The sequence below is a fragment of the Jeongeupia sp. USM3 genome, assembly GCF_001808185.1.
Lineage (GTDB): Bacteria > Pseudomonadota > Gammaproteobacteria > Burkholderiales > Chitinibacteraceae > Jeongeupia.
Genome location: NZ_CP017668.1, coordinates 2,826,762 through 2,850,221 on the forward strand (window position 1 = coordinate 2,826,762; position 23,460 = coordinate 2,850,221).

The window sequence follows — 23,460 nt, forward strand, 5'->3', positions numbered from 1 at the left end:
AACGCCTTCCTTGGGTTTTCTTACTCAAAAATGACGGCGATGGCGTTCATGGCTAATACCACTTGTTGGCCTGAACAAAACCAATAACGAGGAGACGCGTCCATGTCCCGTTTTAACCGTTTCACCCTGGCAGCCATCCCGGCTGCGCTGATCGCGGTGCACGCCTATGCGGCCTACCCGGTCTGGCAGGAAGGCAATACCTACACCGCCGGCACCTATGTGTCGTACAGCGGCAATGACTACCAGGCGCTGGTGACCCACACCGCCTACGTCGGCGCCAACTGGAACCCGGCCGCCAGCCCGACGCTGTGGAAGCTGATCGGCGCCAGCACCGGCACGCCGAGCCCGACTCCGGCACCGACGCCAGCTCCGACGCCGACCCCGGCGCCGACGCCCGCTCCGACGCCGACCCCCGCCCCGACGCCTGCACCGACCCCGGCGCCGACGCCGAGCGGCTGCGCGGCCTGGTCGAACACCGCCGTCTACACCGCCGGCCAGTGCGTGACCCACAACGGCGCAACCTACAAGGCCAAGTGGTGGACGCAGAACAACGTACCGGGCACCGAACAGTACGGTCCGTGGGAGCTGCAAGGCGCCGTTTCGCCGACCCCGACCCCGACCCCGACCCCGACCCCGACCCCGACCCCGACCCCGACCCCGACCCCGACCCCGACCCCGACCCCGACGCCGACGCCGACGCCGACGCCGACGCCGACGCCGACGCCGACCCCGACGCCGACCCCGACGCCGACGCCGACGCCGACGCCGACGCCGACCCCGACGCCGACCCCGACGCCGACGCCGACGCCGACCCCGACCCCGACCCCGACCCCGACGCCGACGCCGACGCCGACGCCGACCCCGAGCGGTCAGGAAGCGTGCCGTCCGGACGGTCTGGTCAGCAGCGTCGCCAACGTGCCGTATTGCACCGTTTACGACACCAACGGCCGCGAAATCCTCGCCAATGGCCTGAAGCGCCGCATCATCGGTTACTTCACCAACTGGCGTACCGGCAAGAACGGCCTGCCGAGCTATCTGGCTTCGGACATTCCGTGGAACGACATCACCCACATCAACTATGCGTTCGCGCATGTCGACAGCGCCAACAAGGTCTCGGTCAACGCCGGTGTCGCCGGCAACGAATCGACCGGCATGGTCTGGGACGGTTCCGACGGCAAGCCCGCGATTGCCGGCAACGAAATGGACCCGAGCCTGCCGTACAAGGGCCACTTCAACCAGCTGAACAAGTTCAAGAAGCAGCACCCTGGCGTGCGGACCCTCGTTTCGATCGGCGGCTGGGCTGAAACCGGCGGCTACTTCGGTCCGGACGGCAACCGCGTTGCTTCGGGCGGCTTCTACACGATGACGACCAACGCCGACGGTTCGATCAACCAGGCCGGCATCAACACCTTCGCCGACTCGGTCGTCGCCTTCCTGCGCCAGTACGGCTTCGACGGTGCCGACATCGACTACGAATACCCGACCACGATGGACAAGGCCGGCAACCCGCTCGACTGGAGCGTGTCGAGCCCGCGTCTGAAGGGGCTGCAGGCGTCGTACCGTGCGCTGCTGGAAACGCTGCGTACCAAGCTCGACCAGGCTGCGGTGGCCGACGGCAAGTACTACATGCTGACGATCGCTTCGCCGTCGTCCGCTTACCTGCTGCGCGGCATGGAGTCGTACCAGAGCGTCAAGTACCTCGACTACGTCAACATGATGACGTATGACCTGCACGGCGCATGGAACGAGTTCGTCGGTCCGAACGCCGCGCTGTTCGACGACGGCAAGGACGCCGAGCTGGCCAAGTGGTCGGTCTACAGCGCCGCGCAGTACGGCGGCATCGGCTACCTGAACACCGACTGGGCCTTCCAGTACTTCCGCGGCGCAATGCCGGCCGGCCGCATCAACGCCGGTGTGCCGTACTACACCCGCGGCCACAAGGACGTGACCGGTGGCACCAACGGCCTGTGGGGTACGTCGCCGAAGTCGAGCAACTGCGGTCCGGGCCTGACCGAGTGCGGTCTGGGTGCGGTCGGCATCGACAACATCTGGCACGACAAGGATCAGAACGGCAACGAAATGGGCGCCGGCTCGAACCCGATGTGGCACGCCAAGAACCTCGAGAACGGCATTGCCGGCGATTACCTGCCGCAGTTCGGTCTGAAGGCGACCGACCTCGTGGGCAGCTATGCCCGCCACTACGACGCGACCCTGGTTGCGCCGTGGCTGTGGAACGCCAGCAAGAAGGTGTTCATCTCGACCGAGGACGAGCAGTCGATCCAGAAGAAGACCGAGTGGGTGATCAGCAAGGGCCTTGGCGGTCTGATGATCTGGGAATTTGCTGGCGACTACGCGTATGACGCCAACAAGACCAACCTGAACGGCACGAAGGGCCAGTACGTTCCGGGTTCGACCCTGACCAAGCTGATGGCGACCAACTTCCGCAACGCTTCGCCGTACGGCAACAAGCGTGCGAAGACCGCGATGCCGGCGCAGCAGATCGACCTGAAGTTCGACCTGACCAACTTCAAGCTGGGTGACCAGAACTACCCGATCAACCCGTACCTGAAGATCACCAACAACACCGGTGCGACGCTGCCGGGCGGTACCGTGATCGAGTTCGACTACCCGGTGTCGGCGCCGAACAATATGGCCGACCAGTCGGGCGCGGGTCTGAAGGTCGTGTCGTCGGAGCACACCGGCAACAACGTCGGCGGCTTCAAGGGTGATTTCCACCACGTCAAGTTCTCGACCCCGAGCTGGCAGTCGCTGGCCCCGGGCGCGAGCATCGACATCACCCTGAACTACTACCTGCCGATCACCGGCCCGTCGAACTATGTCGTCACTGTCGGCGGCAAGAGCTTCGCGGTGAAGCAGGAGTACCCGTCGCTGCCGGCCGGTACGGTCCAGTAAGCATCCTGTTGTAGACCTTGAACGGGCAGGCCTTCGGGCTTGCCCGTTTTTTTATGCGCGGCAATAGGGCGCCGCCGATTTAATTTCATTTGGCATAATTAACAGTTTTATGGAATTTGCTGCGTCGCAACATAAAATGAGGGTGTTGATAACGAAATCGAGGACACCACCATGGAAACGATGCGAACGCTTGATCCGGCAACGCTGCGCAGCGCCTTTGAAACCGCGGGCCCGGGGCTGGTCCAGCAATACGATGGCCATGCGCGGCTGTGTGCGTTGCTGCAGGCTGCCGGCGAAACGCCGGAGGGCAATGTCGGCTGAGCGGCGAGCAACGGCCGTACCGGGCGCCCTGCCGGTGCGGCCGCCGGTCGGATGACCGTTTCGACAAGCAGCGGGGCAGGGGCATGCGTGAGCAGTGCCGCCGTCGGCCCGTTCCGGCTGCGGCGGCCCTGCGCTTGAACCCGGTTTGGGAGGAACGGCCGGACGATCAGCCCAGGCGGATAGGGGGGGCGCCCAGCGTGATCTTGCCGTTGCGCAGCGCCGGCGGCGGGGTGATGCCCATCGAGACGTAGACGCTGGTGAGCTTGTCGACGCCGATATTGGCCGGGCGGATCCAGTCCTCCGGCACATAGAGCAGGCCGCCGCCGATCGGTACCGGCGCGGTCGGTACCAGCACCGCATAGTAAAGCCGGCCGTCGAGGTCGACCGGTTCGGGGTTCGGCATCAGCGCCAGCACGGCAACGCCGTCGCCGCCGAAGAAACACCATACCGGGCTCATCGCGCCGATGTCGGCTTCCTGCTTCTGGTCCAGCAGGCCGACGAAGCGGTCGGCGAGGTTGTACAGGCTGCCGAACAGCGGAATCCGCCGCAGCGTGAGGTCGACGAGCTTGGCCAGCGGCTTCTTCAGCCCGGACTGTACGGCAATGCCGAGCGGATAGATCGCCCCGATCAGCAGCAGCGTACCGGCCAGATAGGCGAGGATCGGGTTGTCGACCAGTTGCAGGCCGACCGCCGAGAACAGCTTGCCGACGAAGCTGCCCGGACCGATGAAGCGGTTCAGCAGGCTGACGACCCAGCCGAGCAGCGTCAGTGTCAGCGCCAGCGGCAGCAGCGCCAGCAGGCCGGCGAGCCAGGTGGTGAGGACGGACTTGAAACTGCGCTTGATCATGGTCCTACCGTTCGAAAAGGGTCAGTGCAGCCACTGCGTCAGCAGCAGGCCGCCGAGCAGCGCGGCGATCGCGCCGAGCAGCCAGTTGCGCTTCTTCTGTTCCCACATCAGCCCCTGATAGCCGGTGACCATCAGTTCGACATGGTTGGCGCTGGCGAGCTCGTTGAGCTTGCGCGGCAGGGTCGGCAGCATGGCCGCCCATTGCGGCGCTTCGTGCTTGAGATGGCGCACCAGCGCGCGCCAGCCGATCTGCTCGTTCATCCAGCGCTCGAGGAAGGGCTTGGCCGTATCCCACAGGTCCAGATCCGGATCGAGCTGGCGGCCGAGGCCTTCGATGTTCAGCAGCGTCTTCTGCAGCAGCACCAGTTGCGGCTGGATCTCGACGTTGAAGCGCCGGCTGGTTTCGAACAGCCGCAGCAGCACCTGGCCGAAGGAGATCTGCGAGATCGGCTTGTCGAAGATCGGCTCGCACACGGTGCGCACCGCGGCCTCGAGTTCCTCGACCCGCGTGTCCGCAGGCACCCAGCCCGATTCGATGTGCGCACTGGCGACACGGCGGTAATCGCGGTTGAAGAAGGCGAGGAAGTTGATCGCCAGATACTGCTTGTCGACGTCCGAGAGGTTGCCGACGATGCCGAAATCGAGCGCGATATAGCGGTTGTCCGCCGCGACGAAGATGTTGCCCGGGTGCATGTCGGCGTGGAAGAAGCCGTCGCGGAACACCTGGGTGAAGAAGATCTCGACGCCGTAGCGGCTCAGCTTCTTCAGGTCGATGCCGGCGGCGCGCAGCGTATCGATCTGGCCGATCGGCGTGCCGTCCATCCACTCGAGCGTCAGCACGTCGCGGCAGGTCCAGTCGTAGAACACCTCGGGGACGATCAGCTGGGTCGAAGCTGCGAAGTTGCGTCGCAGCTGGCTGGCATTGCCGGCCTCGATCATCAGGTCGAGTTCGTCGTGCAGGTACTTGTCGAACTCGGCGACGACCTCGCGCGGCCGCAGCCGCTTGCCGTCGGCGAACAGCCGCTCGACCAGCCCGGCCATCACGCGCATCAGCGCTAGGTCGGATTCGATCACCGGCAGGATGTCCGGCCGCAGCACCTTGACCGCGACGGCGCGGCCGTCGGGCAGCGTGGCACGGTGGACCTGGGCGATCGACGCGCTGGCGACCGGCGTCCGGTCGAAGCCGGTGTACAGGGTGTCCAGCGGCTTGCCGAGCCCCGCCTCGATCACCGCGACGGCGGTGTCGCCGGAGAACGGCGGCACGCGGTCCTGCAGCTTGGCGAGTTCGTCGGCGATGTCGGTCGGCAGCAGGTCGCGCCGGGTTGACAGCACCTGGCCGAACTTGACGAAGATCGGCCCGAGGTCCTCGAGCGCCAGGCGCAGGCGCTCGCCGCGCGGCGCGTCGAGCCTGCGCCAGAAGCACAGCGCGTTGACCAGCCGCTGCAGGCCGTGTGTGCGCCGGTGGCCGAGCAGGAATTCGTCGAGCCCATGGCCGATGACGACGCGGGCGATCTTGATCAGGCGGAAGAGGCGCATTATTTCTGGGCGAGTCCCTGGTCGAACCGGGCCAGGCGTTTTTCCAGCCGGGCCACATCGTCACGCAGCGTGTCGACCGCGCTGAAGTGGCGCTGGGCCTCGAGCCTGTGCGCCAGCAGCGGCGCTTCGTCGCGCCAGTATTCGATCAGGTGCGCGGCCATGCGCGCGCCGATGGCGCCTGGCACGCCGCCGACCTTGCCGGCGAGCCAGACGAGGCGCCGGGCGGCGACGTCGCCGACGAAGGACGACAGCGAATCGGCCGCCTCCCAGCGCACCAGGCCGAGTACGCGGCCGACGCCGGCGGCGAGCTGCGCATCGCCGCCGAGCAGCAATTGGCGTTGTGCGCCGGTACGGTCGAACGGCAGCGCGGCAAAGAAGCGCAGCCCGAGTTCCAGCGTCGCTTCGGGCTCTGCATGGCTGGGCACGAAGCGGCCTGCTTCGATCTGCAGCGTCGCCGCGACGACCGGGAACACCAGTCTGACCACCCGGCCGTCGAAGCGCGCCAGCTCGGCACGGGCCGCGGTGTCGCGATCGAACAGGCGGTTGAGCAGGGAAGCCAGCATTAGCGCCTGCTCACGGTCTTTTCACGGCAGCGTTCGAAGCAGTGCCGGATGGGGGACAAGGCGTCCCACGGGGATTTCCTGCGGTCACAAGCCGTGCCGCGGTACGGGTACCGCAAGCGGTTTGCAACGCCGTCACCTGCCGGCAATGCCTCGAACCCGAAGGGCCGGGCCGGAAAAAACTCGTTCACTGCGTTGTGCTCCTTGCCAATAAGCCGTTATTGCCTGCATCGCACGCCTTGTGTCCGAGCTTTTTCCGGCCCGGCGCTGACGTGAAAAGACCGTGAGCAGGCGCTTAGAACTTGTAGCCCTTGTGCAGCGCGACGATGCCGGCGCTCATATTGTGGTACTCGACCCGGCCGAAGCCGACGTCCTGCATCAGTGCCTTCAGCGTTTCCTGATCCGGGTGCATGCGGATCGACTCGGCCAGATACTGGTAGGAATCGGCGTCGTTGGTGATCAGCTTGCCCATCAGCGGCAGCAGCTTGAACGAGTACAGGTCGTACACCGGCTTGATCGGCGCCCAGACCTTGGAGAACTCGAGCACCAGCAGCCGGCCGCCGGGCTTGAGCACCCGGTGCATCTCGGCCAGTGCCTTGTCCTTGTGCGTCATGTTGCGCAGGCCGAAGGCAACCGAAACGATGTCGAAGTAGTTGTTCGGAAACGGCAGCTTCTCGGCGTCGCACTGCGCGGCCGGCACGGCGAAGCCGGCGTCGAGCAGCCGGTCGCGGCCGACGCCGAGCATCGAGCTGTTGATGTCGGTGAGCCAGACCTGGCCGGTCTTGCCGACTTTTTTCGCGAACGCCTTGCTGAGGTCGCCGGTGCCGCCGGCGATGTCGAGCACCCGGTTGCCGGGGCGTGCGCCGCTGGTCTCGATGGTGAAGAACTTCCAGGCGCGGTGCAGGCCGGCGCTCATCAGGTCGTTCATCACGTCGTATTTCTGTGCGACCGAATGGAACACCTCGGCGACCTTCTGCGCCTTGTCCGATTCGTTGACGGTCTTGTAGCCGAAATGCGTTTGCTGTTCAGTCATGGTTCACCCGGTATTCGGTATCAGTGGTTGCCACCGGCGTCATCGGCCGGATCGCGGCTGGCACCGGTTTGATCACGGCTGGCGCCGGTTTGATCGCGGCTGGCACCGCTGGCGGCGAGCTGGTCGAGGTAGTCCTGCCACAGTCTGGCCTGGTCGCGGCCGAGTTCGTACAGCCAGTCCCATGAGTACAGTCCGGTATCGTGGCCGTCGTCGAAGACGAGCTTGACCGCGTAATTGCCGACCGGCTCGATCGCGACGATGTTGACGCCGCGCTTGCCGACCTGCAGCACCGGCTGGCCGTGGCCGCGCACTTCGGCGCTCGGCGAATGGACACGCAGGTACTCGCACGGCAGCGAGAACGTCGCGCCGTCGTCGAAGGCGATGTCGAGCATGCGGGCGCCCTGATGCAGGGTCAGCGCCGTCGGTTGCGGCGTATGGGCTTGGAGTCCGGCCATCGGAAAAGGGGGTCTGGATACAGACTGCAATGATAACGCGAGCCGGTGACGCCCGTCGCGCCCGAAGCGCCTTGCAAAAGACGTCAGTCCGTGGGGACTTGTAATATTAAATTCACAAGAAGGCATTACGCTCGCCACAAACCACGCAATGCCACGGGAACTAATCATGCCTGCGAATATCCTGCTCGTCGAAGACGAACCCGCCATCCAGGAGCTGATTGCATTCAATCTGACCCAGGCCGGCCATCACGTGATGCGCGCCGATTCGGTCGAAACGGCGATGGGCATCGTCCGCAACGCCTTGCCCGACCTGATCCTGCTCGACTGGATGCTGCCGGGCATGTCGGGCATCGACTTCGCCAAGAAGCTGCGCGCCGAGGAGCGGACCAAGACGATCCCGCTGATCATGCTGACCGCGCGTTCGGACGAGCAGGACAAGATCATCGGCCTCGAGACCGGCGCCGACGACTACATCACCAAACCGTTTTCGCCGCGCGAATTGCAGGCGCGGATCAAGGCGGTGCTGCGCCGCCGTTCGCCGCAGGTGACCGACGACGTCGTCGAGGTGCAGGGGCTGCGGCTCGATCCGACTACGCATCGCGTCACCGGCCACGGCAAGCCGCTCGATCTCGGCCCGACCGAGTTCCGGCTGCTGCACTTTTTCATGACCCACGCCGAGCGCGTGCATTCGCGCGCGCAACTGCTCGACCAGGTCTGGGGCGACCATGTGTTCGTCGAGGAGCGCACCGTCGACGTGCATATTCGCCGGCTGCGCTCGGCGCTCGAATCGTCGGGTTTCGACGCGCTGATCCAGACCGTGCGCGGCACCGGTTACCGTTTTTCGGCGCAGCAGTAATCGCGCCGTAACGATTTGGCGTCGCCGCTGCCATACGGGGATGACACAATCACACTACGCGAGACGCGCTGGGCGTTTTGAGAATTGAACAGGCACTATCCATGCTCTGGCTGCGTTCGCTGATTTACTACCTCTCGGTGGCGCTAGTCGCGCTCTTCGTCGGCGCGGTTGCCGGCACCGAATGGGGGCTGATTTTCGCCCTGGTCGTCGTCGCGTGCTCGGCGCTGTTCCACCTCTACAACCTCGGCCGCCTGCACCGCTGGCTGCAGGCGCCGCACGTCGACCGCGTGCCGTCGAGCTTCCTCCTGTGGCAGGACCTGTTCGACAAGCTCTACGACCAGGTGCGGTTGCAGAAGAAGCAGCAGGACAGGCTGGCGGCGACGCTCGAGCGCTTCACCAGCGCCGGCGAGGCGCTGCCCGACGGCGTGCTGATCCTCGACGAGCACGACCGGATCGAATGGTGCAACCAGGCGGCGACGCAGCATCTGGGCATCGACCGCGTCGGCGACGTCTGGCAGGTGATCACCAACATCATCCGCCAGCCCAGCCTGCGCGATTACCTGCGCAGCCAGGATTTCGCCCACCCGCTGATGCTGCGGCTCAACCGGCCGGTCGACCAGGTGCTGACGGTACAGATGGTGCCGTTCGATTCGACCCGCAAGCTGCTGCTGAGCCGCGACATCACCCAGCTCGACCGGATCCAGACCGTCCACCGCGATTTCATCGCCAATGTCTCGCACGAGCTGCGCACGCCGCTGACCGTCGTCGGCGGCTTCATCGAGACGATGCTCGACATGCCCGACGTCGACGCGCGCACGCGCAACCAGCATCTCGAGCTGATGTACGACCAGACGCAGCGGATGCAGCGGCTCGTCGACGACCTGCTGACGCTCTCGCGGCTCGAGAACGGCATGCAGATGAAGGAAGAGGAGGTCGACGTGCCGCAGCTGATGCGCTTGCTGGCGGTCGAGGCCGAAGGGCTGTCGCAGGGCCGGCATACGGTCGCGATCGGCAGCATCGTGCCGGCGCGGCTGATCGGCAACCATGACGAGCTGCACTCGGCCTTCGGCAACCTGGTGTCGAACGCGATCCGCTATACCCCGGCCGGCGGCACGATCACGCTGCACTGGCGCATCGACAACGGCCAGCCGGTGTTCGCGGTCCAGGACACCGGCATCGGCATCGCGCCCGAACACGTGCCGCGGCTGACCGAGCGTTTCTACCGCGTCGACCGCGGCCGCTCGCGCGCGACCGGCGGCACCGGGCTCGGGCTGGCGATCGTCAAGCACATCCTGCAGCGGCATCAGGCGCAGATGGCGATCCAGTCCAGGCTCGGCCACGGCAGCGAGTTCTCGGTGCGCTTCCCGATGCAGCGGCTGCTTGCCGAGGTCTGACGCGGCACTTTGCACGGCTTGGCGGCGGTGGTTTTCTGGCACAATCAAATGACAACGGCAATCCGGGCACTTTGCCCCAGCGCAATGTCGAAACCGGTGCTGCTGTCAGATAATGTCTGCTGAAGTCAGCCCGGCATGCCGGCGCTGGCGGCCCTTCCTTCATCGTATGAGGTTCACGTCATGAGCAAAATCGCTGCCATCAAGCCCTTCGGTCAACGCATCTGGCTGGACAACCTGTCCCGCGGCCTGCTGAAGTCCGGCGCCCTGCAGAAACTGATCGACGACGACGGCATCGCTGGCGTGACTTCGAACCCGGCGATCTTCTACAAGTCGATCTCGTCGGACCCGCTCTACACCGGCGACCTGGCCGAACTGAAAAAGCAGGACCTCTCCGCCGAACAGCGCTACGAAGCGCTGGTGGTGCCGGACATCCAGGCGACGTGCGACCTGACCCGGCCGCTGTACGACAACTCCAAGGGCCTCGACGGCTACGTCAGCCTCGAAGTGTCGCCGCATCTGGCCAACGACACGCTCGGCACCATTGCTGCGGCCAAGCGCCTGTGGGCCGCGATCAACCGCCCGAACGCGATGATCAAGGTGCCGGCCACCCACGCCGGCGTGCTGGCGTTCGAACAGCTGATCGCCGCCGGCATCAACGTCAACATCACGCTGATGTTCAGCCTCAAGCAGACCGACGACGTGCTGACCGCCTACATCCGCGGCCTTGAAGCGCGTGCCGCCGCCGGCCTGCCGGTCGATCACGTCCAGGCCGTCGCCTCGGTGTTCCTGTCGCGCGTCGACGTGCTGCTCGACAAGCAGCTCGAAACCATCGGCAGCCCGGAAGCGCTGGCGCTGCGCGGCAAGAGCGCGATCGCCTTCGTCAAGGTCGCGTACCAGCACTACAAGCAGCTGTTCCACGGCACCCGTTTCGAAAAGCTCAAGGCACTCGGCGCGCATCCGCAACGCCTGCTGTGGGCGTCGACCGGTACCAAGAATGCCGCCTATTCGGACGTGCTCTACGTCGAAGAACTGATCGGCGCCGAAACCGTCAACACCGTGCCGGACGGCACGCTCGATGCCTTCCGCGACCACGGCGTTGCCGCCGACCGCCTCGACACCAAGATCGACGAAGCGGTGCAGACGCTGGCGGCGCTGCGCAAGCTCGGCGTCGACTTCAACCTCGTCGGCGAGCAACTGCAGTCCGAAGGTCTGAAGCTGTTTGACGACGCGTTCGACAAGCTGCTCGAACTGACTGCCTGATTGGCTGAATCGTCAGTAAAAAGGCCCGTCCTAGGACGGGCCTTTTTGCTTTTCCGAGACCGACGTTTGGCGCCTATTCCGGTAAGCGAGCGAGCCAAAACAGTTTGTCGTCGCCCGAAGCACGGGAACTGGAACGGACACGAGGTCCATGGGGACGACCCGAAGGTAGCCCCCTTGCGGGGTTGCGCGCATCGGACCGGGGCAAAATGTGCAGGCGTAGCCGCTTAATGGGATAGGCACTCAGATCGCGTCGTCCATCCCCAGCTCCTGGATCTTGCGCGTCAGCGTGTTGCGGCCCCAGCCGAGCAGCTCGGCCGCCTCGATGCGCTTGCCGCCGGTGTGGGTCAGCGCCTGGACGATGACGGTGCGCTCGAATGCCGGGACGATGTCGTCGAGCACGCGCGCGTCGCCGCGCGCCAGCCGCAGCGCGATCTCCTGCGCGAGCTGCCGGCGCCAGTCGCCGCCGGTGCCGGTTTCGGTGTCACCGGCGTCGTCGAACAGCTCGGGCGGCAGGTCGTTGACGGTGACGACGGCGCCGGGCGCCATCACGGTGATCCAGTGACAGAGGTTCTCGAGCTGGCGCACGTTGCCGGGGAAGGCAAAGCCGCCGAGCCGGGCCATCGCGTCGTCGGCAAGCCGCTTGGGCTCGACGCCGAGCTCGGAGGCCGAGCGGCCGAGGAAGTAGCGCGCCAAGAGCGGGATGTCCTCGCGCCGTTCGCGCAGCGCCGGCAGCCGCAGCCGGATCACGTTGAGCCGGTGGTAGAGGTCTTCGCGGAACACGCCGTCCTTGACCCGGGTTTCGAGGTTCTGGTGCGTCGCGGCAATGACGCGGACGTTGGCCTTGATCGGCGAATGGCCGCCGACGCGGTAGAAGAAGCCGTCCGACAGCACCCGCAGCAGCCGCGTCTGCAGGTCGAACGGCATGTCGCCGATTTCGTCGAGGAACAGCGTGCCGCCCTCGGCCTGTTCGAAGCGGCCGGTCCGGCGCGCGTCGGCGCCGGTGAACGCGCCGCGCTCGTGGCCGAACAGCTCGGACTCGAGCAGGTCCTTCGGAATCGCCGCCGAGTTGATCGCGATGAAGGGCTTGGCCGCGCGCGGGCTGTGCCGGTGCAGCGCGCGGGCGACCAGCTCCTTGCCCGAGCCCGATTCACCGGTGATCAGTACCGTCGCGGCCGACTGGCTGAGCCGGCCGATCGCGCGGAACACGTCCTGCATCGCCGGCGCCTGACCGAGGATGTCCGGCGCGGTGGCCGGGGCGATGTCGTCGCCGAGCTGGCGCTCGCCCTCCTGCATCGCACGGCGGATCAGCGCGACCGCCGCGTCGACGTCGAACGGCTTGGGCAGGTATTCGAACGCGCCGCCCTGGAACGCCGAGACGGCGCTCTCGAGGTCCGAATGCGCGGTCATGATGATGACCGGCAGGCCGGGGTGGTCCTGCTTGACGCGCTCGAGAAAGGTCAGCCCCGATTCGCCGGGCATGCGGATGTCGCTGACGATCGCCGCCGGCGTCGAGCGCGCCAGCGCGTCGATCGCTTCGGTGGCCGAACTGAACGTCGCGTGGGCGATGCCGTCGCGCGTCAGCGCTTTCTCGAAGACCCAGCGGATCGAGCGGTCGTCGTCGATGATCCAGACGGTACTCACGGTGTATTCCCCTGTGGTTTTTTGTGCCAGGCGTTCAGCGGCAGGTGCAGCGTGAAGCAGGTGTCGCCGGGCCGGCTGTCGAATTCGATCGTGCCGTGGTGCTGGCTGACGAAGGTGTGCGCCAGATGCAGGCCGATGCCGGTGCCGCCGGGGCGGCCCGATACCAGCGGGTAGAACAGCGTGTCCTTGAGCGCTTCGGGAATGCCCGGGCCGTTGTCGTGGATCTGGACCTGGATCGCCAGCGGGTAGCGCTTGCGGTTGAGCGTGACCTGCCGGGCGACGCGGGTGCGCAGCACGATCTCGCCGACACCGGCCATCGCCTGTACCGCGTTGCGGACGATGTTGAGCAGCGCCTGGATCAGCTGTTCGCGGTCGCCGATCAGGTTGGGCAGGCTGGTGTCGTAGTCGCGCCGCACCGCCAGCCCGTTCGGCGTTTCGGCGAGTACGACGCTGCGCACGCGCTCGAGCACTTCGTGGATCGACAGCTCGGACAGCTGCGGCAGCCGGTGCGGCGTCAGCAGCCGGTCGAGCAGACTCTGCAGCCGCTGCGACTCCTCGATGATGACCTGTGTGTATTCCTTCAGCTGCGGGTTCGGCAGCTCGCTCGACAGCAGCTGCGCCGCGCCGCGGATGCCGCCGAGCGGGTTCTTGATCTCGTGCGCCAGATTGCGGATCAGCTCGCGGTTGGCCTGCTGCTGCGCATGCAGGCGCTCTTCGTTGGCGATCCGGCGCTGCTGGTCGATCTGGCGGATTTCGACCAGCGCCAGCGTCCGCCCGGCGCACTCGATCGGTGCGACGGTCAGCGAGACATAGGCGTCGCCCTGGGCGACCGGCAGCAGCAGCTCGTATTCGGTGATGCTGACATTGCGCGAGAGCGCGGTGCCGACCGCGGCGAACACGGCGGTATCCGGCGCCAGGCACGCGGCCAGCGGCAGGCCGAGCTGATCGTCCTTGAGCCCGAACAGGTCGCCTGCGGCGGGGTTGAAATAGCTCAGCGCACCTTCGGGCGAGACGGCGAGCATCGCCGCATCGAGGTAGTCGAGGCCGCAGAAATGGGGGTCGTGCATGCTGGACACCGTGGCATCGATGACATGCCGTTGCCAAGCAATTACCGGGCCAGCCTAGCCTGCACGGTTTGTCTGGCGGGCAGCGCCATCGTCGTTCGTCATGCGCACCATCTTAGTGCAGATGCCGTGCGCGTGGGCCGGAATGCAGCGGTTCAGCGCACGCGGCCGAGTTCACTGTTCAGCGCCTGGACGTTTTTCTCGTGCGTGACCACGGCGTCGCGCAGCCGGCCGAGACGCTCGACATAGCGCTGCGGGTTGGCCTTTTCCTCGGCGCTGCGGTTGCCCTCGGCGTCGGCAAGCGCCTGGCGGGCCGAGGCGAGCGCGGTCTTCTCGCTGTCGAGCTCGTTCTGCAGGATCTGCTTGCGGTTGCTGTCGCGGCTCTTCTGCGTTGCCGCATCGACCTTGGGAAAATCGGCCGGTGACGGCGAACTGACGCGCGGCGTGGCCGGTTTGGTGCGCGGCTTGCTGCCGCCCGGCGCCGGAATCACCGAGACCGAGTCGATATAGATGCGCTGCGCGCCCTTCATGGGCGTGTTGGTGAAGGTGACGTGGCCGTTCTCGTCGACATACTTGTAGATGTCGGCGTGAGCGAGCGGGACGAGCAGGGCGGCGAGCAGCGGGTAAAGCGGTTTCATGGGTGAAACGCTAACACAGCCTCGCCGGCCCGTCAGTTTGCCGGCCGGTCACTGTGGCCCAGCGGTTTGTCCGGCGCGATCACGTCGCGCACGCGCTGCTTGAGCACCTTGGCTTCGGGAAAGCCGCCGTCCTGCTTGCGCTCCCAGACCAGTGCGTCATCGACGCGGATCTCGAACACGCCGCCGCTGCCCGGTTGCAGTGCGACCTCGCCGAGTTCGTCGACGAAGGTCGTCAGCAGCTCCTGCGCCAGCCAGGCGGCGCGCAGCAGCCACTGGCACTGGGTGCAGTAGAGGATGGTGATGCGGGGCTTGGCCATGGTGTCGTCGATCCGCCGCGTCATCAGAACGCGAGCCCGAGCCCGCGCAGCCGCTCGGCGGTGGCCGCGGCGCTCACATGGTGGATGCCGTGCCAGCCGAGCGCGGTCGCGGCGTCGGCGTTTCTGGCGCTGTCGTCGATGAAGGCGAGTTCGTGCGCGGCGACGCCGGGCAGCGCGCGGTCGATGCGCGCGTGCATTTCACGGTAGATCGCCGGGTCGGGCTTGATCAGCTTGAGCCGGCCGGAGACGACGATGTCGCGGAAGCGGTGCAGCAGCGGGTAATGCTGCCACGCGTACGGGAAGGTTTCGGCCGACCAGTTGGTCAGCCCGTACAGCGGGATGCCGGCGGCCTCGAGCGCATCCATCAGCGCGACGCCGTCGGCCAGCGTGCCGTTCAGCGTTTCGGGCCAGCGCTCGGAAAACGCGCGGATGTTGTCCGCGTGTTGCGGATGCTCGGCGATCAGTATCGCGGTCGCCTCGCTGAACGGCCGTCCGCCGTCCTGCTGCAAATTCCACGCCGGGCTGCAGACGTGTTCGAGGAACCAGCGGCGTTCGTCCTCGTCGGGAATCAGCTTGCGGTACAGGTAGTCGGGGTTCCAGTCGAACAGGACACCACCGAAATCGAAAACGACGGCACGGATGCTCATGGCGCAGGACCGTTGGGAAAGGATGCCGGCCATTCTACCCGCCGCTGCCGTCGCAGACGACGCAATCGCGCCCGCCACGCTTGGCCCGGTACAGCGCTTCGTCGGCACGGCGGATCAGCCGGTCGAGCGTGTCCTCGTGGCTGCGCATCGACGCCATGCCGATGCTGACGGTGATCCGGATGACGTGATCATTCTCGAGCGGCAGGCGGATTTCGGCGATCGCCTCGCGCAGCTTCTCGGCGACCCGGCGCGATTCGTCCTCGCTGGTCGCCGGCAGCAGCACGACGAACTCCTCGCCGCCCCAGCGGCCGAAGCTGTCGCTGGCGCGCAGCGTCGCGGTACAGGCGTCGCAGGCGGCGCGCAGCGCCAGGTCGCCGGCATGGTGGCCGTGCCGGTCGTTGATGTGCTTGAAGTGGTCGAGGTCGAGGATCAGCACGCTCAGCGGCGCCGGATAGCGCCGTGCATGCAGCAGGTGCTCGGTGGCGCGGCGCAGCCATTCGCGACGGTTGCGCGCGCCGGTCAGCTCGTCGATCGTCGCCAGCTCGGCAAGCTTGGCATTGCTTGCCGCGAGCGCCTCGGTGCGGGCGATCACCTCGGCCTCGAGCCGCATCCGGTGCCGCAGCAGCAGCGTCTGCGCCAGCGCAAGGTAGTGCAGCATGAAGCCGGTCGAGAACAGGAAGATCTGCAGGTTGAGGTAGGACAGCTCCGGCGTTGCGCCGACGAAGATCCCGAGTCCGTGCGTGGTGCCGACGACGCTGGCGAGCGCGAGCAGCAGCACCGCCAGGCTGGTGCCGGGCAGCCCGTACTGGATTGCCATCACCAGCAGCAGCGGCAGCACCAGCATCAGCGTGTGGCGGTAGATCAGGAAGGCGAACAGCAGTACGGTGACGAAGGCGCCGATCCACCACCACGGCAGCGACACCAGCCGCGGCCAGCGGCCGCGGTCGCGCCAGCTTGCGTAGCACGGCCCGAGCAGGAACAGCCCCGACGCGTGGCCGAGGATCAGCAGCAGCGTGCGCCAGCCGGTTTCCATCAGCGACAGCTGGCTGCCGATGTCGGCGGCGTTCAGCAGGACGATCTGCAGCGGCAGCGTCAGCAGCGGCGGCAGCATCGCCACGTGCAGCCAGAAGTAGCCGAGCTCGCGCGGCTCGCGCAGCAGCGGGTGCCGGAAGCGCGCTTCGCCGCGGCGCCAGCCGGTTTTGGCGAGGTGCGCCTCGGCGACGTTGATGACCGCCAGCGCGGCGGCGAGCGGCAGCGCCAGGCGGAAGCCGAGCGTGATCGTCAGCGGTGCCAGGTGGACCAGCGTGCCGCCGAGCCAGACCGCCGCATAGCCGCGCCGGCCGGCCAGCAGCAGGCAGACCAGTCCGGCGCCCGACGCGAATTCGAACACCGGCAGCGGCCCGACCGCCAGCCGCGCCAGCAAGGCGCTGGCATAGCCGCACAGCGCGTACAGCGCGGTGAGCGTCAGCGCAAGCCGGTTTGGCGTGCCGGCGAGGGAGCGTAGCAAGCGCATGGGCAATGCCAGGCAATCGATTCACTTAGCATATTCCTGCCCATCGTCGGGCTGCCGCCGCCTGTCGGGCTTCCGGTGCAAAACCGCCAGCCCGGCTGGCGCCCCGGACTTACTGCTTTGCGATCGGTTCGGGCATCGCCGACGAGTGGTGGTGGAGGATCTTCCACGCACCACCGCGGTTCTCGTACACGTAGGTGTAGCGCGCGGCGACCTGCTTGGTCTGGCCGTCCTTGTCCTTCAGCGTGAACGTGTACGTGCCCATATCGACGGCGGTATTGCAGTTGATCCTGATCGTCCGGGTGTCGATCCTGCCCTGCGGGTGCTTTTGCAGGAATTCGACGAAATAGGCGCGGATGCCGGCACGGTCGGTGCGCGGCGTATTCGACACCGTCGGCAGCAGCACCGCATCGGGCCAGTAGCGGTCGGCGACCTTGTCGGGGTTGTTCGTCGCCAGCGCGGCATTCCACTGGTCGAACAGCGAGGCAACGGCGGCGTCGCCGGTCTTGGCGCAGACGGGCGCCTTGGCGAAAGCGGCGCCGGACAGCGTCAGGCTGGCGGCGAACAGGGCGAAGGTAAGTGATTTCATGAAGGGTTCCGAAACATGACGGTGCGCGGATTGCGCCCACGCTCGGCATGTGCCAATGACATAAAGTTCGTCGCGACAGGATGGGCGGCTGCTTTGCGCCGTCTCGCGGTTCAGCGCCACCAGCGCGGGAACATGAAGATCGCGACCAGGCCGGCCAGGCTGAGGATCATGACGCCGCCCGAGGTCATCGCCAGCCAGAAGCAGCCGCGCCAGAGCGCCGACTCGATCCGCCGCCATTCGCCGCTGCGGCCGATGCGCCAGACGTCGGCCATATAGCCGCCGAGCGAATCGGTCTCGAGAAAGGAGTGTGATGCCGAGGGAGACAGCACATCACGGTAATGCGTTTCCAGATGGTCGTAGACCAGCCGTGCGAGCAGCGTGAACAGCAGAAAACCGCCCAGACTGCCGGTGACCAGCGCCGGCAGCAGGGTATCAAGCACGAACGCCTTGATCATGCGCGCACCTCGCCGGGGCGGGTGCCGGGAAGGGGGGAGTTGGGCTGCGTCGGCGAGGATCACCATGGTCTCCGCAAGGGCAAAGGGCCACTTTAGACTGACTAGGTAATTCACCTTATGGAAAATTTGTAGTTGTTGCGGCGGCGACAACAAAAAAATGAATGGTCAGCCTTCCTTCTGCAAGGCCCAGGCCGTGGTGTTGGTAAAGCATGCTTGCGCTAATGTATCCGGGCTCCGTATGGGCGCGGATACGCGCCCGGCCCTCGATGAGTCGTCGCGCCTGACTGTCCTTAAAAGCCCCACAGCATTGAATGCTGGATTTTTGGCCAGGTTCTCAGCCAGGCAGTGTGCCGTTTACCGCCATCATGGTTTGGCATCGCAAAAGCAGGTCTGAACGGTTAGAACATCAAACTGCGTGCGGGTGGGGCTGGTATTGCCCGCCCTTGGCCAGCACTGCCCAGACGATCCGCGCCAGCTTGTTGGCCAAGGCGCAGGCCACGACGTTGCTGTGCCGGCGGCCGAGCAAGCCACGCAGCCATGTGCCCAGCGCATCGTCACGCCGGTCGGCGCGTTGCATCACTGCGCGGGCGCCTTGCACCAGCAGCCGGCGGAGGTGCTTGTCACCGCGCTTGCTGATCCCGAGCAGGGTCTGTTTACCGCCGGTCGAGTATTGCCGCGGCACCAGCCCCAGTGACGCAGCGAAATCGCGACCGCACTTGAACTGCGAGGCGTCACCCGCCTCGGCGGCCAGCGCACTGGCGCTGATCGGGCCGATGCCGGGAATGCTCAACAGCCGGCGGCCAGCGTCGTCATCCTGCAGTTGCCGAGCCAGCTCCGCCTCGATGTCCTTGATCTCGGCGCTTAGCCCCTTGATCCGGGCGTGCAGCCGCAGCAACACCTGCACCAGCCGGGGCGGCAGTGCGTGAACCGGATCATCCAGCAGTGCCGGCAGGCGCTGGATGCTCGCCATGCCGATCGGCAGGCTCACGCCGAATTCCAGCAGGAAGCCGTGCACCTGGTTGATCGCGGCGGTGCGGTGGGCGATCAGTGATTCGCGCAGCCGGTGCAGCGCCGAGAGCGTTTGCTGCTCCGGCGTCTTGACGGCGACGAAACGCATCGACGGCCGGGCAGCGGCCTCGCAGATTGCTTCGGCATCGTTGTAATCGTTCTTGTTGCCCTTGAGAAAGGGCTTCACGTATTGCGGCGCGATCAGCTTGACCTGGTGACCGGACTCGGCGAGCTTGCGCGCCAGCCAGTGGGCCCCGGCGCAGGATTCCATCACCACGGTGCAGACCGGGGTGTTGGCCAGCACGTCGATCAGTTGCCGTCGGCTGTACTTCTTGCGCAGCACCTGATGGCCGTGCTGATCCTGGCCGTGGAGGTAGAAGGTATGTTTGCCGATATCGATACCGAGCAGTGCGACGGAGGTCATGGCGCGTACTCCCGAAATGAGAAAAGCCCAACAAGTGTGAACCTGCTGGGCTTTAGGGTGGTCAGGCTGACCATCTCATTAGCCCCGCATCGCTGCGGGGCTTGGGGACGACAGGTGTATCGCTGGTTACAGCGAGTAGTACATGTCGAATTCAACCGGGTGCACGTTCATGCGGGTGCGGTTGACGTCCTGCATCTTCAGCTCGATGTACGAATCGATCCACTCGTCGGTGAACACGCCACCGCGGGTCAGGAACTCGCGATCCTTGTCGAGCGCGTCCAGTGCTTCGTCGAGCGAGGCGCAGACGGTCGGGATCAGCTTGTCTTCTTCCGGCGGCAGGTCGTACAGGTTCTTGTCGGCCGGATCGCCCGGGTGGATCTTGTTCTGCACGCCATCCAGACCGGCCATCAGCAGCGCGGCAAAGCACAGGTACGGGTTGGCCAACGGATCCGGGAAGCGCGCTTCGATACGGCGACCCTTGTCCGATGCCACGTGCGGGATGCGGATCGACGCCGAGCGGTTCTTGGCCGAGTAGGCCAGCTTCACCGGGGCTTCGAAGTGCGGCACCAGACGCTTGTACGAGTTGGTACCCGGGTTGGTGATCGCGTTCAGCGCCTTGGCGTGCTTGATGATGCCGCCGATGTAGAACAGCGCGGTTTCCGACAGGCCGGCGTAGCCGTTGCCTGCAAACAGGTTCTTGCCGTCCTTCCAGATCGACTGGTGGACGTGCATGCCCGAGCCGTTGTCGCCAACGATGGGCTTGGGCATGAAGGTCGCGGTCTTGCCGTACTGGTTGGCCACGTTGTGGACCACGTACTTGAGGATCTGGGTCCAGTCGGCGCGCTGGGTCAGCGTGCTGAACTTGGTACCGATTTCGTTCTGGCCGGCGTTCGCCACTTCGTGGTGGAACACTTCGACCGGCACGCCCAGCTCTTCGAGCACCAGCACCATCGAGGCGCGGATGTCCTGGTGGCTGTCGACCGGCGGAACCGGGAAGTAGCCGCCCTTGACGCGCGGACGGTGACCGAGGTTGCCGCCTTCGAACTTCTCGCTGGTCGCCCAGGCGCCTTCTTCCGAGCCGATCTTGACGAAGCAGCCCGACATGTCCGTGTTCCAGCGGATGTTGTCGAAGATGAAGAATTCGGGTTCCGGACCGAAGTAGGCGGTGTCGCCGATGCCGGTGGTCTTCAGATACGCTTCGGCGCGCTTGGCGAGCGAGCGCGGGTCGCGGTCGTAGCCCTTGCCGGTGGCCGGCTCGATCACGTCGCAGGTGATGATGACGGTCGGCTCGTCGAAGAACGGGTCGATGTTGGCGGTCGACGGATCCGGCATCAGCAGCATGTCCGACGCCTGAATGCCCTTCCAGCCGGCGATCGACGAACCGTCGAAGGCGTGGCCGTTTTCGAACCACTCTTCGTCGACGACGTGCGCCGGCACGGTCACGTGCTGCTCTTTACCAATGGTGTCGGTGAAACGCAGGTCGACGAACTTGATGTCGTTGTCCTGGATCAGCTTGAGAACGTCGGCTACCGCCATCTTTACGCTCCTTAGGGTGCGAGAGAGTGTTGAAATTTTGAGGTGACCAATCGCGTTGCCGCGACCGGGATGGCGATCAATAAAGCATGAACCGTGCCAGCCCGGTGGAAGTGTCGATCCATTGTGCCACAATCAGGTGCGCTAAGAGCAATCCCGTATTGCGGCCCCGGAAGCGGGCATCTATCGGCTCCGTCTTGGTGCCTGTTTGTCATGAGTGCACCATATTGGTGCTGTATTGCATCGAAAACGCAGACGCATGAAAATCGGATATCAGCCACGATGATCGCCCGGTGCCCGGGCCGAGGAATGCCATGAGTGACGCCGCCCGAATTCTCGACGCCGCCCGCCAGCGCGGTGCGGCCCAGGGGCTGCCCTATACCGGCGCGGTGACGCCGGCAGAGGCGCAATTGCTCCTGACCAGCCTGCCCAACGCCAGGCTGGTCGATGTGCGCACCCACGCAGAGTGGGCCTTCGTCGGCGTGGTGCCCGGCGCCGAGCTGATCGAATGGAAACGCTATCCGGGCATGGCGCCGAACCCGGACTTCCTGACCCAGCTCAGGGCCGTGGTCGACCCCGAATCGGTGGTGCTGTTCCTGTGCCGCAGCGGTGCGCGCAGCCACGACGCGGCGCAGCTGGCCGCGGCGCACGGTTTCGCGACGGCGCTGAACGTGCTCGAAGGCTTCGAGGGCGACAAGGACGGTGAACAGCACCGCGGCCATCTCAACGGCTGGAAGGCCGCCGGCCTGCCGTGGGTGCAGGGCTGATCGTTTCATCCCGGCCGCCCCGCATCCGGGACGGCCAGTCTCAACCCGTTTTCCGGTTCCCTGAATGCGTTACGTCGTCATCGGCAATCCGATTGCCCACAGCAAGTCCCCGCAGATCCACGCCGCCTTCGCCGCGCAGTTCGGGCTGGCCGATTTCAGCTACGAGCGGCTGCTGGCGCCGCTCGACGGTTTTGCCGCGACCGCGCGGGCGCTGTTCGACGCCGGCGCCGGCGGTGCCAACGTCACCGTGCCGTTCAAGGAAGAGGCGTTCCGCTTTGCCGCTGGCCTGAGCGACCGTGCCGCCGCCGCCGGCGCGGTCAACACGCTGATCCGCCACGACGACGGCCGCATCGAAGGCGACAACACCGACGGTGCAGGGCTGGTGGCCGACCTGCTGCGCCATGGCGAGCTGGCGGGCAAGCGCGTGCTGCTGCTCGGGGCCGGCGGTGCGGCCCGAGGCGTGTTGCTCCCCTTGCTCGAGTCCAAGCCTGCGTACATGGTGATTGCGAACCGCACCGCCGAAAAAGCAAAAATGGTGCTGGACAATGTCCTCGAATCTTGGAAGGTGGACCGCGCCAGGGTGCCCAGCGAATATTTCGCCTTGGGGTTCAATGATCTTGTCGACGGCGTTCCTGTCGGGGTTGAGGGACGCGACCTAAAGGCCGACGAACTGAGCTTCGATGTCGTCATCAACGCGACCTCGGCCAGCCTGGCGGGAGAGGCATTGCCGATCCCTGCAAGTGTCTTCGCGCCCGGCGCGCTCGCCTACGACATGATGTACGGTCGCGACGAAACCCCGTTCCTCGCGCAGGCGCGCGCTGCCGGCGTGCTGGCGCGCGTCGACGGTCTCGGCATGCTCGTCGGCCAGGCGGCCGAGGCGTTCGCGCTCTGGACCGGCCGCCGGCCCGATGTCGAACCGGTACTCGTACAGTTGCGCAACGCGCTGTGAGCCGGGCCGCAAACCGCCCGCCGGTCAGGCGGCGCATTTCGGTCGCGGGCTGGATCGGTCGCATCATCCTGCTGCTGCTCGGACTGCTGCTGCTGTGGAACCTGTGGATCTTCGCCCACGTGCTGGCGTGGCGCTGGATCAATCCGTCGAACACCGCGTTCATGTCCGAAGGGCTGGCGCGGCTCGAGGCGAGCAATCCGGACGCCGAGCTGCGTTACCGCTGGGTCGACTACGGGCAGATTTCGACGCATCTCAAGCGCGCGCTGGTCGCGTCCGAGGACGCCAAGTTCCTCGACCACGACGGGTTCGACTGGGAAGGCATCCAGACCGCATGGGAAAAGAACCTCAGGAAGGGCCGCATCGTCGCCGGCGGCTCGACGATCAGCCAGCAGCTGGCGAAGAACCTGTTCCTGTCGTCGGGGCGCAAGCCGTGGCGCAAGGCCGAGGAAGCGGTGATCACGGTGATGCTCGAAGCGCTGCTCGACAAGCGGCGGATCTTCGAGATCTACCTGAACGTGATCGAATGGGGGAACGGCGTCTATGGTGCCGAAGCCGCGGCGCGGCACTACTACCGGACCGGCGCCGGCCGCCTCACGCCGTCGCAGTCGGCGAAGCTGGCCGCGATGGTGACCAACCCGCGCTACTACGATGCACACCGCGGCGACCGGCGTCTGGCGCGCAAGGCGGCGATCATCGTCCGCCGCATGCCGTACGCCGACATTCCCTAGCGTCCCCGTTTCGCG

General features: G+C 66.0%; 23 protein-coding genes. 8 read left to right on the forward strand and 15 right to left on the reverse strand.

Going from position 1 to position 23,460, the window contains the following annotated elements; genetic code table 11:
- Nucleotides 1-102: 102 nt before the first annotated feature.
- Nucleotides 103-2,913, forward strand: a complete 2,811-nt coding sequence (locus BJP62_RS13380) for a chitinase C-terminal domain-containing protein (RefSeq protein WP_083300916.1) — start codon at nt 103-105, stop codon at nt 2,911-2,913.
- Between the two features lie 171 nt (nt 2,914-3,084).
- Nucleotides 3,085-3,234: a hypothetical protein gene (locus BJP62_RS18720; protein WP_168163837.1), complete on the forward strand. Its 150-nt coding sequence runs from the start codon at nt 3,085-3,087 to the stop codon at nt 3,232-3,234.
- 166 nt (nt 3,235-3,400) lie between these two features.
- Here the strand turns inward: BJP62_RS18720 and BJP62_RS13385 are convergent, their stop codons facing one another.
- From BJP62_RS13385 to BJP62_RS13405, 5 genes are all read right to left on the reverse strand, one after another.
- Nucleotides 3,401-4,081 (reverse strand): DUF502 domain-containing protein, encoded by a 681-nt coding sequence (locus BJP62_RS13385; RefSeq protein WP_070530327.1) that lies wholly within the window; start codon nt 4,079-4,081, stop codon nt 3,401-3,403.
- Between the two features lie 21 nt (nt 4,082-4,102).
- The gene (gene ubiB / locus BJP62_RS13390; protein WP_070530329.1) at nt 4,103-5,617 is read right to left on the reverse strand and encodes a ubiquinone biosynthesis regulatory protein kinase UbiB; all 1,515 of its coding nucleotides are present in this window, start codon (nt 5,615-5,617) and stop codon (nt 4,103-4,105) included.
- A complete protein-coding gene (locus BJP62_RS13395; protein WP_070530330.1) occupies nt 5,617-6,180 on the reverse strand; it encodes an SCP2 domain-containing protein in 564 nt (187 codons plus the stop codon). The genes ubiB and BJP62_RS13395 overlap by 1 nt, the downstream gene beginning before the upstream one ends.
- 292 nt (nt 6,181-6,472) lie before the next feature.
- A complete protein-coding gene (gene ubiE, locus BJP62_RS13400; protein WP_070530332.1) occupies nt 6,473-7,210 on the reverse strand; it encodes a bifunctional demethylmenaquinone methyltransferase/2-methoxy-6-polyprenyl-1,4-benzoquinol methylase UbiE in 738 nt (245 codons plus the stop codon).
- A 20-nt stretch (nt 7,211-7,230) separates the two neighbouring features.
- Nucleotides 7,231-7,665, reverse strand: coding sequence for a gamma-butyrobetaine hydroxylase-like domain-containing protein (locus BJP62_RS13405; protein ID WP_083300917.1), 435 nt, complete (start codon nt 7,663-7,665; stop codon nt 7,231-7,233).
- A gap of 163 nt (nt 7,666-7,828) precedes the next feature.
- Between BJP62_RS13405 and phoB the strand changes: the two genes are divergently transcribed.
- From phoB to tal, 3 genes are all read left to right on the forward strand, one after another.
- Entirely contained in the window at nt 7,829-8,521 is a 693-nt protein-coding gene (phoB, locus tag BJP62_RS13410) for a phosphate regulon transcriptional regulator PhoB (RefSeq protein ID WP_374749754.1), read from the forward strand.
- A gap of 101 nt (nt 8,522-8,622) precedes the next feature.
- The gene (gene phoR, locus BJP62_RS13415) at nt 8,623-9,915 is read left to right on the forward strand and encodes a phosphate regulon sensor histidine kinase PhoR (protein WP_070530336.1); all 1,293 of its coding nucleotides are present in this window, start codon (nt 8,623-8,625) and stop codon (nt 9,913-9,915) included.
- 180 nt (nt 9,916-10,095) lie between these two features.
- Nucleotides 10,096-11,175, forward strand: a complete 1,080-nt coding sequence (gene tal / locus BJP62_RS13420) for a transaldolase (RefSeq protein ID WP_070530337.1) — start codon at nt 10,096-10,098, stop codon at nt 11,173-11,175.
- Between the two features lie 240 nt (nt 11,176-11,415).
- Here the strand turns inward: tal and ntrC are convergent, their stop codons facing one another.
- The 10 genes from ntrC to glnA all read right to left on the reverse strand — a co-directional run bounded on the left by ntrC (nt 11,416) and on the right by glnA (nt 21,004).
- A complete protein-coding gene (ntrC, locus tag BJP62_RS13425) occupies nt 11,416-12,816 on the reverse strand; it encodes a nitrogen regulation protein NR(I) (protein WP_070530339.1) in 1,401 nt (466 codons plus the stop codon).
- Nucleotides 12,813-13,883 (reverse strand): nitrogen regulation protein NR(II), encoded by a 1,071-nt coding sequence (gene glnL, locus BJP62_RS13430; RefSeq protein WP_070530341.1) that lies wholly within the window; start codon nt 13,881-13,883, stop codon nt 12,813-12,815. Before glnL ends, ntrC begins: the two co-directional genes overlap by 4 nt.
- 152 nt (nt 13,884-14,035) lie before the next feature.
- A complete protein-coding gene (locus tag BJP62_RS13435) occupies nt 14,036-14,518 on the reverse strand; it encodes a DUF4124 domain-containing protein (protein WP_070530343.1) in 483 nt (160 codons plus the stop codon).
- Between the two features lie 32 nt (nt 14,519-14,550).
- A complete protein-coding gene (locus BJP62_RS13440) occupies nt 14,551-14,835 on the reverse strand; it encodes a SelT/SelW/SelH family protein (RefSeq protein ID WP_070532739.1) in 285 nt (94 codons plus the stop codon).
- Between the two features lie 23 nt (nt 14,836-14,858).
- Entirely contained in the window at nt 14,859-15,482 is a 624-nt protein-coding gene (locus BJP62_RS13445; protein ID WP_070530345.1) for an HAD family phosphatase, read from the reverse strand.
- A gap of 34 nt (nt 15,483-15,516) precedes the next feature.
- Nucleotides 15,517-16,995: a diguanylate cyclase gene (locus tag BJP62_RS13450; protein ID WP_070530346.1), complete on the reverse strand. Its 1,479-nt coding sequence runs from the start codon at nt 16,993-16,995 to the stop codon at nt 15,517-15,519.
- Nucleotides 16,996-17,104: 109 nt separating this feature from the next.
- Complete coding sequence (locus tag BJP62_RS13455; RefSeq protein WP_070530348.1) at nt 17,105-17,581, reverse strand: SgcJ/EcaC family oxidoreductase; 477 nt, start codon at nt 17,579-17,581, stop codon at nt 17,105-17,107.
- Nucleotides 17,582-17,691: 110 nt separating this feature from the next.
- Nucleotides 17,692-18,036, reverse strand: coding sequence for a hypothetical protein (locus BJP62_RS13460; RefSeq protein ID WP_070530349.1), 345 nt, complete (start codon nt 18,034-18,036; stop codon nt 17,692-17,694).
- Between the two features lie 406 nt (nt 18,037-18,442).
- Nucleotides 18,443-19,468: an IS110 family transposase gene (locus BJP62_RS13465; RefSeq protein ID WP_070530350.1), complete on the reverse strand. Its 1,026-nt coding sequence runs from the start codon at nt 19,466-19,468 to the stop codon at nt 18,443-18,445.
- Between the two features lie 126 nt (nt 19,469-19,594).
- Entirely contained in the window at nt 19,595-21,004 is a 1,410-nt protein-coding gene (glnA, locus tag BJP62_RS13470; protein ID WP_070530351.1) for a glutamate--ammonia ligase, read from the reverse strand.
- A gap of 311 nt (nt 21,005-21,315) precedes the next feature.
- Here glnA and BJP62_RS13475 point away from each other — a divergent pair, with 311 nt between their 5' ends.
- The 3 genes from BJP62_RS13475 to mtgA all read left to right on the forward strand — a co-directional run bounded on the left by BJP62_RS13475 (nt 21,316) and on the right by mtgA (nt 23,445).
- Nucleotides 21,316-21,768, forward strand: coding sequence for a rhodanese-like domain-containing protein (locus tag BJP62_RS13475; protein ID WP_070530352.1), 453 nt, complete (start codon nt 21,316-21,318; stop codon nt 21,766-21,768).
- Between the two features lie 64 nt (nt 21,769-21,832).
- Complete coding sequence (gene aroE, locus BJP62_RS13480) at nt 21,833-22,717, forward strand: shikimate dehydrogenase (RefSeq protein ID WP_070530353.1); 885 nt, start codon at nt 21,833-21,835, stop codon at nt 22,715-22,717.
- A 35-nt stretch (nt 22,718-22,752) separates the two neighbouring features.
- Nucleotides 22,753-23,445 (forward strand): monofunctional biosynthetic peptidoglycan transglycosylase, encoded by a 693-nt coding sequence (gene mtgA, locus BJP62_RS13485; RefSeq protein WP_070532742.1) that lies wholly within the window; start codon nt 22,753-22,755, stop codon nt 23,443-23,445.
- Nucleotides 23,446-23,460 lie beyond the last annotated feature (15 nt).